The sequence below is a fragment of the Paenibacillus sp. FSL W8-0194 genome, from assembly GCF_037969745.1.
In the GTDB taxonomy this organism is placed as follows: Bacteria; Bacillota; Bacilli; order Paenibacillales; family Paenibacillaceae; genus Paenibacillus_AQ; species Paenibacillus_AQ cookii.
Window position 1 is genome coordinate 5,331,850 of sequence record NZ_CP150205.1, and the last position, 15,651, is coordinate 5,347,500.

General features: G+C 52.8%; 12 protein-coding genes and 2 rRNA genes (1 of these 14 only partly in view). 1 reads left to right on the forward strand and 13 read right to left on the reverse strand.

From position 1 onward, the window contains the following. Positions 1 to 12: 12 nt before the first annotated feature. Genes ispF through MKY58_RS24775 form a run of 3 tightly spaced genes read right to left on the reverse strand, consistent with a single transcriptional unit; the run spans position 13 to position 2,338 of the window. The gene (gene ispF, locus MKY58_RS24765) at positions 13 to 501 is read right to left on the reverse strand and encodes a 2-C-methyl-D-erythritol 2,4-cyclodiphosphate synthase (RefSeq protein ID WP_212952135.1); all 489 of its coding nucleotides are present in this window, start codon (positions 499 to 501) and stop codon (positions 13 to 15) included. Further along, positions 498 to 1,202, reverse strand: a complete 705-nt coding sequence (ispD, locus tag MKY58_RS24770) for a 2-C-methyl-D-erythritol 4-phosphate cytidylyltransferase (RefSeq protein ID WP_339322489.1) — start codon at positions 1,200 to 1,202, stop codon at positions 498 to 500. The genes ispF and ispD overlap by 4 nt, the downstream gene beginning before the upstream one ends. Positions 1,203 to 1,261: 59 nt before the next feature. Then, positions 1,262 to 2,338 carry a PIN/TRAM domain-containing protein gene (locus MKY58_RS24775; protein ID WP_339322490.1) on the reverse strand — a complete coding sequence of 359 codons (1,077 nt, stop codon included), beginning with the start codon at positions 2,336 to 2,338 and terminating at the stop codon, positions 1,262 to 1,264. A 207-nt stretch (positions 2,339 to 2,545) separates the two neighbouring features. Here MKY58_RS24775 and MKY58_RS24780 point away from each other — a divergent pair, with 207 nt between their 5' ends. After that, positions 2,546 to 2,941: a DUF1573 domain-containing protein gene (locus tag MKY58_RS24780; RefSeq protein ID WP_212952137.1), complete on the forward strand. Its 396-nt coding sequence runs from the start codon at positions 2,546 to 2,548 to the stop codon at positions 2,939 to 2,941. A 97-nt stretch (positions 2,942 to 3,038) separates the two neighbouring features. On the opposite strand, the gene pssA is transcribed toward MKY58_RS24780, so the two are convergent. The 10 genes from pssA to MKY58_RS24830 all read right to left on the reverse strand — a co-directional run. Continuing rightward, positions 3,039 to 3,767 carry a CDP-diacylglycerol--serine O-phosphatidyltransferase gene (gene pssA, locus MKY58_RS24785; protein WP_036712512.1) on the reverse strand — a complete coding sequence of 243 codons (729 nt, stop codon included), beginning with the start codon at positions 3,765 to 3,767 and terminating at the stop codon, positions 3,039 to 3,041. A 55-nt stretch (positions 3,768 to 3,822) separates the two neighbouring features. After that, positions 3,823 to 4,899 carry a DNA integrity scanning diadenylate cyclase DisA gene (disA, locus tag MKY58_RS24790; protein WP_036712509.1) on the reverse strand — a complete coding sequence of 359 codons (1,077 nt, stop codon included), beginning with the start codon at positions 4,897 to 4,899 and terminating at the stop codon, positions 3,823 to 3,825. Between the two features lie 12 nt (positions 4,900 to 4,911). Beyond that, entirely contained in the window at positions 4,912 to 6,279 is a 1,368-nt protein-coding gene (gene radA, locus MKY58_RS24795; protein WP_212952138.1) for a DNA repair protein RadA, read from the reverse strand. A 246-nt stretch (positions 6,280 to 6,525) separates the two neighbouring features. Further along, entirely contained in the window at positions 6,526 to 8,976 is a 2,451-nt protein-coding gene (gene clpC / locus MKY58_RS24800; RefSeq protein WP_212952139.1) for an ATP-dependent protease ATP-binding subunit ClpC, read from the reverse strand. Positions 8,977 to 9,072: 96 nt separating this feature from the next. Further along, on the reverse strand, positions 9,073 to 10,134 hold the full coding sequence (locus MKY58_RS24805) for a protein arginine kinase (protein ID WP_339322491.1): 1,062 nt from the start codon (positions 10,132 to 10,134) through the stop codon (positions 9,073 to 9,075). A 26-nt stretch (positions 10,135 to 10,160) separates the two neighbouring features. After that, positions 10,161 to 10,685: a UvrB/UvrC motif-containing protein gene (locus MKY58_RS24810; protein ID WP_339322492.1), complete on the reverse strand. Its 525-nt coding sequence runs from the start codon at positions 10,683 to 10,685 to the stop codon at positions 10,161 to 10,163. A 28-nt stretch (positions 10,686 to 10,713) separates the two neighbouring features. Further along, positions 10,714 to 11,175: a CtsR family transcriptional regulator gene (locus MKY58_RS24815; protein ID WP_339322493.1), complete on the reverse strand. Its 462-nt coding sequence runs from the start codon at positions 11,173 to 11,175 to the stop codon at positions 10,714 to 10,716. Positions 11,176 to 11,763: 588 nt separating this feature from the next. Then, positions 11,764 to 12,939 carry a GNAT family N-acetyltransferase gene (locus MKY58_RS24820; protein WP_339322494.1) on the reverse strand — a complete coding sequence of 392 codons (1,176 nt, stop codon included), beginning with the start codon at positions 12,937 to 12,939 and terminating at the stop codon, positions 11,764 to 11,766. A 477-nt stretch (positions 12,940 to 13,416) separates the two neighbouring features. Next, positions 13,417 to 13,533: ribosomal RNA gene (gene rrf, locus MKY58_RS24825) — 5S ribosomal RNA — on the reverse strand. 145 nt (positions 13,534 to 13,678) lie between these two features. Then, positions 13,679 to 15,651 (reverse strand): 23S ribosomal RNA (locus tag MKY58_RS24830); it runs 956 nt beyond the window's last position.

Below are 15,651 nucleotides of genomic sequence, written 5' to 3' on the forward strand. Positions count from 1 at the left end.
CGCTCAAATCCTTCAAGATGATAGCACATCTTTGACAAGGCAGACAACCGATTGCGCCGCGATTCCTTCGCCTCTGCCGGTGAAGCCGAGCTGTTCGGTCGTCGTCGCCTTGACGTTCACCTGTTCCAGGTCCGCATCAAGGGCGCGGGCGATCACTTCGGCCATCTGCGGGATGTACGGCGCCATTTTAGGCTTCTGCGCGATGATGGTGGAATCGATGTTCCCCAGGCGGTATCCCCGCTCCTTAGCCATCTCCCATACATGCAGCAGCAGCTTCAAACTATCGGCGTCCTTGAATTTCGGATCGGTATCCGGAAAATGCTTGCCGATATCGCCAAGCCCCAGCGCGCCGAGAATCGCATCGGTCACCGCGTGCAAAAGCACGTCCGCGTCGGAATGGCCAAGCAAGCCTTTTTCGTAAGGAATGGTGACGCCCCCGATGATGCACGGCCTGCCTTCCACCAGCTGATGCACGTCAAATCCTTGTCCTACTCGTATCATCTATTCTTCTCTCCCCTGCGTTTTAACATGAATGCGGCATACTCCAAATCTTCCGGCGTCGTGATTTTGATGTTGGTGTAACTGCCTTCGACGACCGCAACGGGAATGCCCATTCGTTCCACGAGCATGGAATCGTCCGTGCCGACGAAGCCGTCGGCCTCGGCCAGCTCATGCGCTTTTTTCAAATCGGAAAGACGAAAAGCCTGTGGGGTATGGATCGCCCACAGACTTCGGCGGTCGGGGGTTCCTTCGATCATTCCCGAACCGCTCACCCACTTGATGGTATCCTTCACGGGAACCGCCAGCACCGCCGCCCCGGTAAGCAGGGCTTTTTGATGGCATGCCTCGATTCTTTCCGGTTCGACAAACGGTCTGACGCCGTCATGAACCATTACCCATTCCGTGCTGATCTCTAACAAGCCGTTATATACGGACTGCTGTCTTTCCTTGCCGCCCGGCACGATTTTCACCACTTTGCGAAGCCCGTACCGGTCAATCCACCCGGCGCATCGTTCGATGTCTTCCGCTCCGGTCACCAGGACGATCTCCCGAACCAGCGGCATCCGGTCGAAGACCTCCAATGTATGGATCATGATGGGCTTGTCGTCCAGTAGCAGGTACTGCTTGCTTTCGCGGGTCCCCATTCTTGAACCCTTGCCCGCGGAAACCACCACGACGCCCACGCTATTTTGATTGTCCAAAACGAGATTTGCCTCCTCAACCACCGTAAGAAAAAATGTATACCCCCATCATACCCCTTTTACTGGGCTTTTTCCAACAGTTTCGGTTTGGCGAAGATCATCCGTCCGGCCGAAGTTTGAAGCACGCTTGTCACCAGCACTTCCATCATGCTGCCGATGTAATCGCGCCCGCCCTCGACCACGATCATCGTGCCGTCATCCAGGTAGGCCACGCCTTGGCCGTGTTCTTTGCCGTCCTTGATGACCTGCACCATGATCTCTTCTCCCGGCAGCACGACCGGCTTCACGGCGTTTGCCAGATCATTGATGTTAAGCACCGACACGCCCTGCAGCTCGCACACTTTGTTCAGGTTGAAATCGTTGGTGACGACTTTCCCCTGCAGGACCTTGGCCAGCTTGACCAGCTTGCTGTCGACTTCGGAAATTTCCTCGAAATCCCCTTCGTAGATCAGGACCCGAACATCCAGCTCCTTCTGGATTTTGTTCAAAATATCGAGCCCTCTGCGGCCGCGGTTGCGTTTGAGCAAATCCGACGAATCCGCGATATGCTGCAGCTCTTCGAGCACGAACTCGGGAATCACGATCGTTCCTTCGATAAACCCGGTTTTGCAAATATCCGCGATGCGGCCGTCGATAATGACGCTGGTGTCCAAAATTTTATGTTCTTCGATTTTCCGGTCCTCGTACGCATCGCCCTTGCTCCACCGTCCCGAGGTCCACAGCGTCGCCAGCTCGTCTTTTTTGTCCAAACCGACCCGGAATCCGATGTAGCCGCAAAACAACGTCAGCCCCACGGCTGCAATCTCACCCGCTTTTCCCGCCCAAGCAAGGCTCGGATAGATCAGCAGGGATAACAGCAAACCTCCCGTCAAACCGGCCGCTCCCGCCGCCAATTCATTCATCGGCATTCCCGCAAACATCTGGATCATCGCTTGAAAGCGTGCCGCGAGCGCCTGAGCGCACAGGGAACCTATCAACAAAAATAAAATTGCTCCAAGTCCTGCAAACATCAAGCTGCCCCATACGGATTGATCAATACCTAAACTCGGGAACGTCCATCCGGCTGATTGATGAAGGGTATAACCTGTCCAAGCGCCGCACAGACCGGCAAACGCCACGATGAATTTTCTCAGCATAAGTTCCCACACCTCCTTGATTGTATCAGTCATACATATTTCCTTAGCAGTATGGTCCAATTTTGGCCCACATAATCCTTCGCAACCCAAATTTTTCTATTTGATCTGCAAAAGGTCCTTTCGTTAGGAGTCTCGATTTTGGTTGAAAATGGGCAAATGCCTGGCATATAATGAACTCAATTCTTAAGCTAGAGGTGAAAAGGAAAAATGAGCGCACCAAGTTTACAGGCTTTTCAGGATCAGGTTTCCGAATTGTTGCTCCGTCACCGCAGTCTGCTGGATGTCTTGTCCAAAAACGGGCAAAGCAGCGCATCCGTCAACCGGGCTGTTGCCAAGGCCGTTACGGACTGCGGCTGTATCGAACTCCACGCCACCAAACAGTCCTTTGAACCCGAAGTGAGCCTGGAGGAAGCGAAAGACGTGGCCCGGACTCACGTACGCGGAGAGTTATGCGAAAATTGCAAGGAAATCATCAGCGCCGAATTGGGACGCAATATTTTTTACATGTCGGCCTTGTGCAACCTCCTCGGCATCAACATGGATGAAGTCGTCCAGAAGGAGTCCCAGAAATGCTCCACGCTTGGCTTGTTTAATCTGTCATAGAACGAAAGCAAATCCGCGCATTCGAATAAACGGCAACAAAAAAAGCATCTATTTCCGCTGCGGACAGCGAGAAATAAATGCTTTTTATTTTTTCCGGCTAGGAATGATCGTTAAACACGTTTTGATCCGCCGATTGGTCATGATTCCGTCTGCGGGTCAGCTTCTCCACGTTTTGCTTTAATCCGTAGGCCGCATACAGCACCAGCGGAACGAAAATAAGCTTGGATATCTGATCCGGAAAAATCACGGCGACGGCGACTCCCGCGATGATCACGACGGGGGCGTACATCACGGCTTTTTTCGGGAGCCCCACTTTCTTGAAGTTCGGATACTTCACCGTGCTAACCATCAAATACGACAGGACCAACATGGCAAAAATCATGTAAGGAGCCGAAATTTCTTTATGGAACAGCGACAACGTGGCTAAAACGCCACCTGCAGCCGGTATAGGCAAACCAATGAAATAGCCCGGAATCCCGGATTGAACGTTAAACCTTGCGAGGCGCAAAGCGCCGCAAATCGGGAAAATGGCCGTCACGGCCCAGATGAGCGCATGGTGCATGCCATGAAAAGAAGTAACGTACATGATAAGTGCGGGTGCAACTCCAAAAGAAATGACATCCGAGAGAGAATCCAGTTCCTTGCCGAATTCACTTTGTGCATTGAGCGCCCGGGCCACCCGGCCGTCCAATCCGTCGCAAAGCATCGCAATAATGATCATGATGGCTGCCAAGCTGAATTTGTTGTCAAAGGCCAGCATAATTCCTACCATTCCGAGAAACAAGTTACCTAACGTAAACATGTTCGGAATTGATTTCGTAAACATTATTTCACCTCGAATTTTTTTAGTACCCCCGTATCATCACTTGATTGTATGGCATTTAAATTTGTCTGTCAATGAACACTTGCTCCTGCAACCGCTTCAAACCTTCCTTGATGTTGCGGGCTCTGACTTCGCCAATTCCATCCACTTCATCCAATTCCTCGATGGTTGCCATCATGATATGCGGAAGCCGGCCGAAACGCTCGACCAAATTATGGATGATGACGTTCGGCAGCCGCGGAATTTTGTTCAGGATGCGGTATCCGCGCGGAGCGATCGATTCCTCCGAATTCGCCGCCGAGATCGGATAACCGAGAAGCCGCATGACGTAATGGATATCCAGCAGTTCATCGTCGGTAGCCCGCTTCAGTCCGGATATCATCTCGCGGATTTTGTCGTCGTTGTCTTCGCGGGCGTAATCCTTGTACAGAAGCCATGCTTCCTCTTCCATGTTGCTGACGAGCTCTTCCATCTGCATGCTGATCAGCCGGCCTTCGTTGCCCAGCTCATTGATATAGCGCTTGATCTCCATTTTGATGCGCAGCACCATTTCGACCCGCTGAATGACATTGACGACCTCCGGTACCGTCACCAGCTCTTCGAATTCCGATGCCGAGAGGTTGGTAAGCGACTGGTTCAGCACCGCCCGGTATTTTTCCAGCGTTTGCAGCGCCTGGTTCGCCTTCGTCAGAATAACGCCGATTTCCTTCAGCGCATATCGAAGCGTGCCTTGATATAAAGTGATAATGTTGCGGCGTTGCGAAATCGACACGACCAGCTTTCCGGTCTGCTTGGCGACGCGCTCCGCGGTACGGTGGCGGATGCCCGTTTCGGTCGAGGAAATGGAGGAATCCGGAATCAGCTGGGTATTGGCGTACAGAATCCGCTTCAGGTCCTCGCTCAAAATGATCGCTCCGTCCATCTTGGCAAGCTCGTATAGGTAGTTCGGCGAAAAATCGCAGTTGATCGAAAAACCGCCGTCGACCACCTCCATCACTTCCGGACTGTAGCCGACGACAAGCAGCCCGCCGGTTTTGGCTCGCAGCACGTTTTCCAGGCCGTCCCGAAACGGGGTGCCTGGTGCAACCAGCTTGAGCAGGTCATTCATTTTATCCAATTGGCTCGGTTCCTTCATCTCTTATGCCCCCTAATCTAACGCGACCGCTAGCGCATCTGCCACGGTATTGATGCCAATGATTTCGATTCCTTTGGGGTGCTTCCACCCCTTCAAGCTTTTTTCCGGCATGATGATCCGTTTGAAGCCGAGCTTCTCGGCTTCCCTTACCCGCTGCTCGGCACGCGAGACGGCCCGGACTTCGCCGGTCAAGCCTACTTCGCCGAACATCACGTCATACGGTTTTGTCGGAATATCTCGAAAGCTGGAGGCGATGCTGACAGCAATCGCCAAATCGACCGCCGGTTCATCCAGCTTCACGCCTCCGGCTACATTCAAATAGGCGTCCTGGTTCTGGAGGAACATGCCCATCCGTTTCTCCAGCACGGCGATAATGAGCCCCATCCGGTGATGGTCAACGCCCGTGCACATCCGCCGCGGCGACGGAAAATGCGTGGCGGATACAAGCGCCTGGAGCTCGACCAAAACCGGCCGGGTTCCTTCCATGCTGGCCACCACCGTCGAGCCGGCCACACCAAGCGGACGTTCGGACAGAAACAGTTCGGACGGATTCTCCACTTCCACCAGTCCGGATTCGTTCATTTCGAAAATGCCGATCTCGTTCGTGGACCCGAAGCGGTTCTTCACCGCGCGCAGCAAACGGTACGTATGATGCCGTTCACCTTCAAAATAGAGCACGCAGTCCACCATATGTTCAAGCAGTCGCGGACCCGCGATGGCTCCTTCCTTCGTAACATGCCCGACAAGAACGGTTGCAATGCCCATGCCTTTCGCTACGCGCATGAACCGGGCCGTGCACTCCCTGACCTGGGCCACGCTGCCCGGAGCGCTCGTCACTTCCGGAATGTATACGGTCTGGATGGAGTCGATCACGAGAAACTGCGGTTGAATGCTGTTGATCGCTTCCTCGATCAGATCCATGTTCGTTTCGCAAAGCACGTACAGCTCCGGAGACAAAGCTCCGAGCCGGTCGGCGCGAAGTTTGGTCTGGCGTACCGATTCCTCCCCGGAGATATACAGGACGCGCAGGCCTGACACGGTCAACGCATGCGAGGTTTGCAGCAGCAGCGTCGACTTCCCGATCCCCGGATCGCCGCCGACCAAAATGAGCGACCCCGGCACGATCCCTCCGCCGAGCACGCGGTTCAGCTCGCCGATGCCGGTATGCACGCGCGCTTCATTGCTGCTTTCTATATTTATGATCGAAAGCGCCTTTTCTTTACTATGAAAGAGCGGAGAATTCATTCCCTGCGTTTTAATGACGCTTTCGGTTTCTTCGATCATGGTATTCCAAGCTTGACAACCCGGACATTTGCCATACCATTTGGCAGCCTCATAGCCGCATTCCGTGCAATAAAATTTCGTTTTCGTTTTAGCCATGATCTCTCCTTAGAGGTAATGGATTTTGTCTAAATTTGTCGATCACTCAGAAAATTGGCATTATTATAATTTTACCATTTATTAAGTTTTATCGTAAAGTATTTGAAAAAAGTTTACATAAAGAATAGAGAAACCGTTTTATGGCTTGCATCCTTCCATCAGTATCCCATCACGCAAAAAAGGACTGGCCCGCCGCTAAACCAGCAGCGGGTCAATCCTTTTCATTAAACTAAGCTGTAGCTTTCATTACGCTTCGGACGTTGCGGATACGTTATCCGCTTTTTTCACCGTCAACTCGCCGTTTTCCTCATCGATTACCAGCGAATCGCCTTTGGCCACCTTGCCGGTCAGCAGCTCTTCGGACAAACGGTCCTCGATATGCTTCTGAATCGCGCGGCGCAGCGGACGGGCACCGAAAGCAGGGTCGTAACCTTCCTTCGCCAGGAACGCTTTGGCCTTGTCGGTCAGCGTAAAGTCCACGTCGTATTCGCGCAGCCGTTTGCGGAGCTCTTCGGCCATCAGCGAAACGATTTCGGCGATGTGCTTCTCTTCCAGCGAATGGAAGACGATGATTTCGTCGATCCGGTTCAGGAACTCCGGACGGAAGCTTTTCTTCAGCTCGCCCATGACTTTGTCTTTCATGTTGTTGTAGTCGGCGCCGGCATCGTTGACCGCCGTAAAGCCGAGCGTGGAGTTCCGTTTGATCGCTTCCGCCCCGACGTTGGACGTCAGAATGATCAGCGTGTTGCGGAAATCGACCACGCGGCCTTTGGAGTCGGTCAAGCGTCCGTCTTCAAGCACCTGCAGCAGGATGTTGAATACTTCCGGATGCGCCTTTTCGATTTCGTCGAGGAGCACGACGGAATACGGTTTGCGGCGAACCTTCTCGGTCAGCTGGCCGCCTTCCTCGTAACCGACGTATCCCGGAGGCGCTCCGACCAGTCTCGACGTGGAGTGTTTCTCCATGTATTCGGACATGTCGATGCGGATGACCGCATTTTCGTCGCCGAACATCGCTTCCGCAAGGGCGCGTGCCAGCTCGGTTTTACCTACGCCGGTAGGACCGAGGAAAATAAACGAACCGATCGGGCGTTTCGGATCCTTCAGGCCGGCGCGGGAGCGGCGAACGGCGCGGCTGACTGCTTTGACGGCCTCTTCCTGGCCGATGACGCGTTCATGGAGAATGTTCTCCATGTTCAGCAGGCGTTCGGTTTCTTCTTCCTTCAGCTTGCGTACCGGAATTCCGGTCCAGCTGGATACCACTTGCGCGATATCCTCCGGCGTTACCTCGGAATCGGTGCGGCCTTGTTTTTCTTTCCATTGGTTTTTGGTGATTTCAAGCTCTTCGCGGATTTTTTGCTCGGTATCGCGAAGCGCCGCCGCTTTTTCGAATTCCTGGCTTTGCACCGCCGAATCCTTTTCCTTGCGGATGTCTTCGAGACGGCTTTCCAGCTCTTTCAGGTTTGGCGGGATCGTGTACGTGTGAAGCCTTACTTTCGAACCCGCCTCGTCGATCAGGTCGATCGCTTTATCCGGCAGGAACCGGTCGGAAATGTAGCGGTCGGACAGCTTCACGGCTTCCACGATCGCTTCATCCGTAATTTTCACGCGGTGATGTGCTTCGTAACGGTCGCGCAGGCCGAACAGGATTTGGATCGCTTCTTCCGGGGAAGGCTGATCCACCGTAATCGGCTGGAAGCGGCGTTCCAAGGCGGCATCTTTTTCGATGTATTTCCGGTATTCGTCGAGCGTCGTGGCGCCGATGCATTGCAGCTCGCCGCGGGCCAGCGACGGCTTCAGAATGTTCGAGGCGTCGATTGCGCCTTCCGCTCCGCCTGCGCCGATCAGCGTATGCAGCTCGTCGATGAACAGGATGATATTGCCGGCTTGGCGGATTTCATCCATGATTTTTTTCAGGCGGTCTTCGAATTCGCCGCGGTATTTGGTGCCGGCCACGACCGAACCCATATCGAGGGTCATGACGCGTTTGTCGCGCAGTGTTTCCGGAATTTCGTTGTTGATGATTTTTTGGGCGAGTCCTTCCGCGATCGCGGTTTTACCTACCCCGGGCTCGCCGATCAGTACCGGGTTGTTCTTGGTACGGCGGCTGAGCACTTGAATAACGCGCTCGATTTCGTTGCTCCGTCCGATGACCGGATCCAGGTTGCCCTCTTTGGCAATGGCCGTCAGGTCACGGGCCAGAGAATCCAGCGTCGGCGTGCTGACGTTGGCCTGGGAGCCGTGGTGGCTGGATACGGCCTCGCTGCTGCCAAGCAGCTGCAGCACTTGCTGGCGCGCTTTGTTCAGGCTGATGCCCAAATTGTTCAATACGCGGGCCGCAACGCCTTCCCCTTCGCGGATCAGTCCGAGCAGGATATGCTCCGTACCCACGTAGGTGTGTCCCAGCTTGCGGGCTTCGTCCATGGACAGCTCGATGACTTTTTTGGCGCGCGGAGTGTAGGCGATATTGGTCGGCTGCTCCTGACCTCTGCCGATGAGCGTTTCCACTTCATCCTGGATTTTTTCGAGTCCGAGTCCTAGCCCGATCAATGCCTTCGCGGCAATGCCGTCACCCTCGCGAATCAGCCCAAGCAAAATATGCTCCGTACCGATGTTGTTGTGTCCTAAACGGACGGCTTCCTCCTGAGCGAGTGCCAGCACTTTCTGAGCGCGTTCCGTAAATCTTCCGAACATCATTCTCCTGCACCTCCATGAGTTTGAAATATGATTTCAAGAATTTTTGCATTCTCGTTTCCATCGAATTCTCGTTTGCTTCTAGTCTAAAACTTGGGCTCAGGCTTTCGCCAGAGTCTCGCGAATCAACCTTGCCCGGTAAATGTCGCGTTCCTCGCTGTTCATGTCGTGGCCGTATTTTTTTTGCAAAAAACCCGGCTGCGTCATGACGTTCAGTTCGTTCATCACCGGAATGGAAGGTCCTTGCACGATCCCCAGGTCAATCCCCAGACGCACGTCCGATAACCGCTGCCCGGCCTCCTTGGAATCCATGACCTCCGCATACGACAAAATGCCGTAAGACCGTTTGATCCGGTCCGTAATGCGCAGTCGCGAATCGTTCATGAGGCGTGCCCGCGCGTTTTTTTCGTGTTCGATGATCTGCAATACGACGCTGTGCAGGTTATCGATGATTTCGTATTCGGTTTGCCCGAGCGTGATCTGGTTGGAGATTTGAAACAGGTTACCTATTGCTTCGCTGCCTTCCCCGTAAATTCCTCTTACGGTCAGGCCGACTTGCGAGACCGCGGACAAAATCCGGTTAATCTGCTGCGTCATCACAAGGGCCGGCAGATGCATCATCACCGATGCCCGGAGTCCTGTTCCCACATTGGTCGGACAGCTGGTCAGGTAGCCGCGCTTATCGTCAAAAGCGTAATCCACCTCGGCTTCGAACAGGTCGTCGATGGCGGTCGCTTTTTCCCAAGCTTCGCGGACCTGGAAGCCCGGGTACAGACATTGGATGCGAAGATGGTCCTCTTCGTTAATCATAATGCTGACCGATTCGTCCTCGCTGATCATGACGGCTCCGTTTTGGGACTCGCTTGCGAGGCTTGGGCTGATCAAATGCTTTTCGACCAGCACCCTTTTGTCGATCGGCTCGATTTCATCCAGCTTGACGGTATAAAACGTCCCTAAAGACTTGAGATTCGGAGTCTCCGCCACTTGGGCCAGACGATTGAGCACTTCCTCCGACTGCTGGCGCGTGGCCAAAAGGGGAAAAGGCATGTGCTGCAGGTTCCGTGCGATCCGTACCCGGCTGCTGATTACGATGTCGGAGTCGCTTGCCGTCCCCCGCATCCATTCGCTCAGCGCTTTCTCGGTAAACCGGAGATTGGGCATCACGCATTCCTCCTTAAGCGAATACTTTACTGTCCTGACATTTCTTTTTCAAGCGTTCTGATTCGATCCCGAAGCTGGGCGGCTTCCTCGAATTCCTCCTGTTGGATACGCCGCTGAAGCTCGAGCTTCAAATCGTCGATTTGACGTTTCAATTGAATCCGGCTGCCGCTTCTTTTCGGTACTTTACCGACGTGGACGGTGTTCCCGTGCACCCTTTTGAACAAAGGATCGAGGCGGTCGCCAAAATATTTATAACAGGAGCTGCAGCCGAACCGGCCGATTTTGCTGAACTGGGTATACGTCATTCCGCATTCCTCGCACCGCAGGGATTGGGGGGTTTTGACGCTGCTGGCCATCCCTTTGCCCGCGGTTTCAAAATCGAGCAGCCCCGATAGCAAGCTGTGTATGGAGAACCCTCCCGAGGTGCCGGGAAGCATCTCTCCTCTTTCCCTTGCGCAAGTTTCGCAAATGTGAAATTCATTTTTTTCGCCGTTTACGATTTTGGTGAAATGCAGCGTCGCGGGTCTTTTACCGCATTCTTGGCATAACATATTGCTGTACCTCCTTTTCCCTGTAGACTTATTTGCCTAACAAAGAAATCAGCATCGCCTTCATCAATCTTGCACGTAATTCATCCCTGTACGGAAGTTTGACCATCAAAGCCTCCCTGGAAACGGCCGCCCGCATCATGTTCGCTTCACGTTTGGTGAGAACCCGGGCCTCCTCCAGCTGGTAGATGAGCCCTTCCGCGACCGTCTGGTCGATGGTATCGCCAATCGTCTGATGCAGATGAGTATGAAGCGCCGAATATTGCGGAAGATCGATGCGCCGAATCCGGATGTATCCGCCGCCTCCGCGCTTGCTTTCCACGAGATAACCTTTTTCCAGCGTAAAGCGGGTGCTTATGACATAATTGATTTGGGAAGGCACGCAAGAAAAATGGTCCGCCAAATCATTACGCTGTATTTCGATCAAACCGTTGGGACTCTCATGCAAAATACTCTTCAGATATTGTTCAATAACATCAGAGATATTACGCATCGTTCATCCTCCACTTGGTTCAGGATTTTGCTTCCGCCCGGTTCCGGACTTCGCGCAAAATCCGCGTATTGCTTGCAGAAAGCCAAGCCGAGTTACCCCATATTCGCGGCCGATGATCCCGGTATTTACTATGGACATTAACCAAAGAGCCGTCATGCGAACCGTAACCCCACAAGCCGCAACGGACCGGCAGGGTCTTCAGCAGCGCATGGTTAGTGTAACTTCAGACCATTCGGATCATACATAAACTGTAGGATTCCAACAGTATATGCATGTTTGATCAATAATTGACTTTGACTTTCTTTGACTATATTATAACACATTCTCGCATTTTGCCAAGGGGCGCCCGTAAAATTGCTCCGCAAGCGGTATGTTACGCCGTTTTGCCTTTCCCAGCATCTTTTATCATTTTTGACCTTTTTGCTTTATTCCATCCCTATAAGCGTACAAAAATATCGCATTTCGTGCGAATTGCTTTAAAGACAGGCAACCGTCCCTTGTTTTCGTGCTTTTGTGCCTCATTTCGGGAATAAAAAACTCCCCTGCATTCATGCAGGAGAGTCAAGCATCCGGCGGCCCGGAATTATTTTAGAAAAAGTCCAACAAAAAGGTTCGGCCAATGGGGATCACCCGTTCAAAGTATGCGACCGCTTCCGGCTCCCCCGCCAACCTTCCCATGTTCAACAACTCGCCGGGACGTTTGTAACCGAGCATCATCGCCGTCAACGTCTGGATGTCCAAGCTTAGCTGTACGGGTTCCGCCGGATCTGCGGCCGTTACGGCTGCTGTTCCTTCCGGAGACAACGCGATTTTCCACTTTCCTTCGTTCCAAGGGGCGTAAGGGTCCTGAATCTGAACCGTCCATGCCTGCTCCTTTCCGTCGCTTTGGAAGGCATATGCCTCAATGAAGCCGGGAACGTTTACGATCCGGGCCATCCCGAACGGAACGATTTCCTGCGTGATTCGCGGATCCGCCAGCATGTATGTCAAACCGTCATCCACCGGCATCTGATCGAGCACGGTTTGTTTGATCATGGAATCGTGATTGCCGATAAACGTCCATAACGCCTGTCTGGCTTCTTCCGTCAGGTAAATAAACTCGTACACCTGCATTTCTTGCTTCTGGACTTTATATAAGAGGAAACCTTGCGGTTCTTCCGCTGAATCGTAATATACGGCCGTTTGGTCCTCTTCGTCGTTCAGGATGGCATGCTTCCAGCGGTCTTCATCCCGAACCATCATGCCGTTGTAACGGCTGGCGTAAGCTTCATAGACACGGTTTAAAACCGAGATATCCGTCACGCCGCGGCGAACGGTACCCTCCGTAACTTGTTTGGCGGGCAGTTTTTCCGTAGGAATGACGTATTTTTTAAAATCGCTGAACATTTCCCAGCCGAATTTACGGTAAAACGCAAACGAAAACGGATGCAGCATAGAGATCAGCTTTCCGGATTCGTTCATCACTTGCAGCGAATGGGTAAGCAACTGCTTCACCAAACCCTGCCTCCGGTATTCGGGCCATGTGGCCACGCCGGCTACCCCGGACATCGGCATTTTTTTGCCTTTGACGAAAATGTCCACGTTGAGCAGACCCAGCTTGGCGCTTAGACGCCCCTCTTCATCAAACATGCCCCATGTATTTTCGGGCTTGAATCGTTTCCTGGCTTTCTCCTTCGCCTCCGCGGTCATCCGGTATTGAAAGGCATATTCGCCCAGCTCTATCGCGGCATCGAATTCTTCCGGTTTTAATGTCCTGATCTCCATCCCGTTTCACCTCGCTATGTATTCGTAAAACGATAAATCAACAAAGCAATTGCGACTTTCTGTGGATTACACATCGAGTATGTCAAACAGGCCTGGCAAAGTCAATGAATTACCCACAAGATTAGGAATTCTAAAAACGACGGCGGGGCTTTTAAGCATAAATTAGAACAAAACCTGTGAATGATGGGGATGAATTTGTGAATTTGTGGACGAAATTTAAAGGACAAGCAGATGGGGTGTGTGCGAGTGGGATAAGTATGTGCACAAAATGAAAATAAAAGATCGATATTGTCGCTTTTTCTGTGGATGGCCGAAATGCGTTACGGATCATCCACAGCGCAATCGGGAATATGTGCATGAAAACTGCGTGAAAACCGGAATATTGGTGCCTTATCCACTGTGAAATCATTAATCGCGATTCTTTATCCACAGCAAATAAAAAAACCACCGTCGATTGTTCATCAACAGTGGTCCTTCGCTTGGCAGCGTCCTACTCTCCCAGGACCCTTCGGTCCAAGTACCATCGGCGCTGGAGGGCTTAACGGTCGTGTTCGGGATGGGTACGCGTGGAACCCCTCCGCTATCGCCACCAAACGATTCAAGTGCTTTGATCACCTGAAAACTAGATACGAAACGTTTGCGTTTTAAATACTCCGTAGCATTTCCCGGTTTTTGTTCCGGGCCCCGCCAAAGTACTCGGAATCAGCTGCGAAGCTGCCCTTCACTTTGGTGGGTCATTTAGGATAAGCCCTCGACCGATTAGTATTGGTCAGCTCCATGCATTGCTGCACTTCCACCTCCAACCTATCTACCTCGTCGTCTTCAAGGGGTCTTACTAATTGGGAAATCTCATCTTGAGGGGGGCTTCACGCTTAGATGCTTTCAGCGCTTATCCCGTCCGTACGTAGCTACCCAGCCATGCTCCTGGCGGAACAACTGGTGCACCAGCGGTACGTCCATCCCGGTCCTCTCGTACTAAGGACAGCTCCTCTCAAATTTCCTACGCCCACGACAGATAGGGACCGAACTGTCTCACGACGTTCTGAACCCAGCTCGCGTACCGCTTTAATGGGCGAACAGCCCAACCCTTGGGACCTACTTCAGCCCCAGGATGCGATGAGCCGACATCGAGGTGCCAAACCTCCCCGTCGATGTGGACTCTTGGGGGAGATAAGCCTGTTATCCCCAGGGTAGCTTTTATCCGTTGAGCGATGGCCCTTCCATGCGGTACCACCGGATCACTAAGCCCGACTTTCGTCCCTGCTCGACTTGTAGGTCTCGCAGTCAAGCTCCCTTCTGCCTTTGCACTCTTCGAATGATTTCCAACCATTCTGAGGGAACCTTGGGGCGCCTCCGTTACTCTTTAGGAGGCGACCGCCCCAGTCAAACTGCCCGCCTGACACTGTCCCCGTACCGGATTACGGTACCAGGTTAGAACCTAGATACGATCAGGGTGGTATCCCAACGTCGCCTCCACCTAAGCTGGCGCTCAGGTTTCAAAGGCTCCCACCTATCCTGTACAGATCGTACCCAAATCCAATATCAAGCTGCAGTAAAGCTCCATGGGGTCTTTCCGTCTTGTCGCGGGTAACCTGCATCTTCACAGGTATTAAAATTTCACCGGATCTCTCGTTGAGACAGCGCCCAAGTCGTTACGCCATTCGTGCGGGTCAGAATTTACCTGACAAGGAATTTCGCTACCTTAGGACCGTTATAGTTACGGCCGCCGTTTACTGGGGCTTCGGTTCACAGCTTCGGGATTACTCCCTAACCGCTCCCCTTAACCTTCCAGCACCGGGCAGGCGTCAGCCCGTATACTTCGCCTTACGGCTTCGCACAGACCTGTGTTTTTGCTAAACAGTCGCTTGGGCCTTTTCACTGCGGCCCCCTCGTGCTATTCACACTACCGGGGCACCCCTTCTCCCGAAGTTACGGGGTCATTTTGCCGAGTTCCTTAACGAGAGTTCTTCCGCGCGCCTTAGAATTCTCTTCTCGCCTACCTGTGTCGGTTTGCGGTACGGGCACCTTCACCTGGCTAGAGGCTTTTCTTGGCAGTGTGAGATCATGACCTTCGGTACTATAATTTTCCCTCCCCGTCACAGCCTAGCCTTACGATGTGCGGATTTGCCTACACATCAGCCTCACTGCTTGGACAGACATCCATCAGTCTGCGTCACTACCCTCCTGCGTCACCCCATTGCTCATAGCGGTTTACGGTGGTACAGGAATTTCAACCTGTTGTCCTTCGACTACGCCTTTCGGCCTCGCCTTAGGTCCCGACTTACCCTGAGCGGACGAGCCTTCCTCAGGAAACCTTGGGCTTTCGGCGGATCAGATTCTCACTGATCTTTTCGTTACTCATACCGGCATTCTCACTTGTATACGCTCCAGCGCTCCTTACGGTACACCTTCAACGCTGTATACAACGCTCCCCTACCCCTGATGCAAAGCATCAAGCCATAGCTTCGGTGGTGTGTTTAGCCCCGTTACATTTTCGGCGCAGAGTCACTCGACCAGTGAGCTATTACGCACTCTTTAAATGGTGGCTGCTTCTAAGCCAACATCCTGGTTGTCTGTGCAACTCCACATCCTTTCCCACTTAACACACACTTGGGGACCTTAGCTGATGGTCTGGGCTGTTTCCCTTTTGACAATGGATCTTAGCACTCACTGTCTGACTCCCGGTCAATCAGTCTATGGCATTCGGAGTTT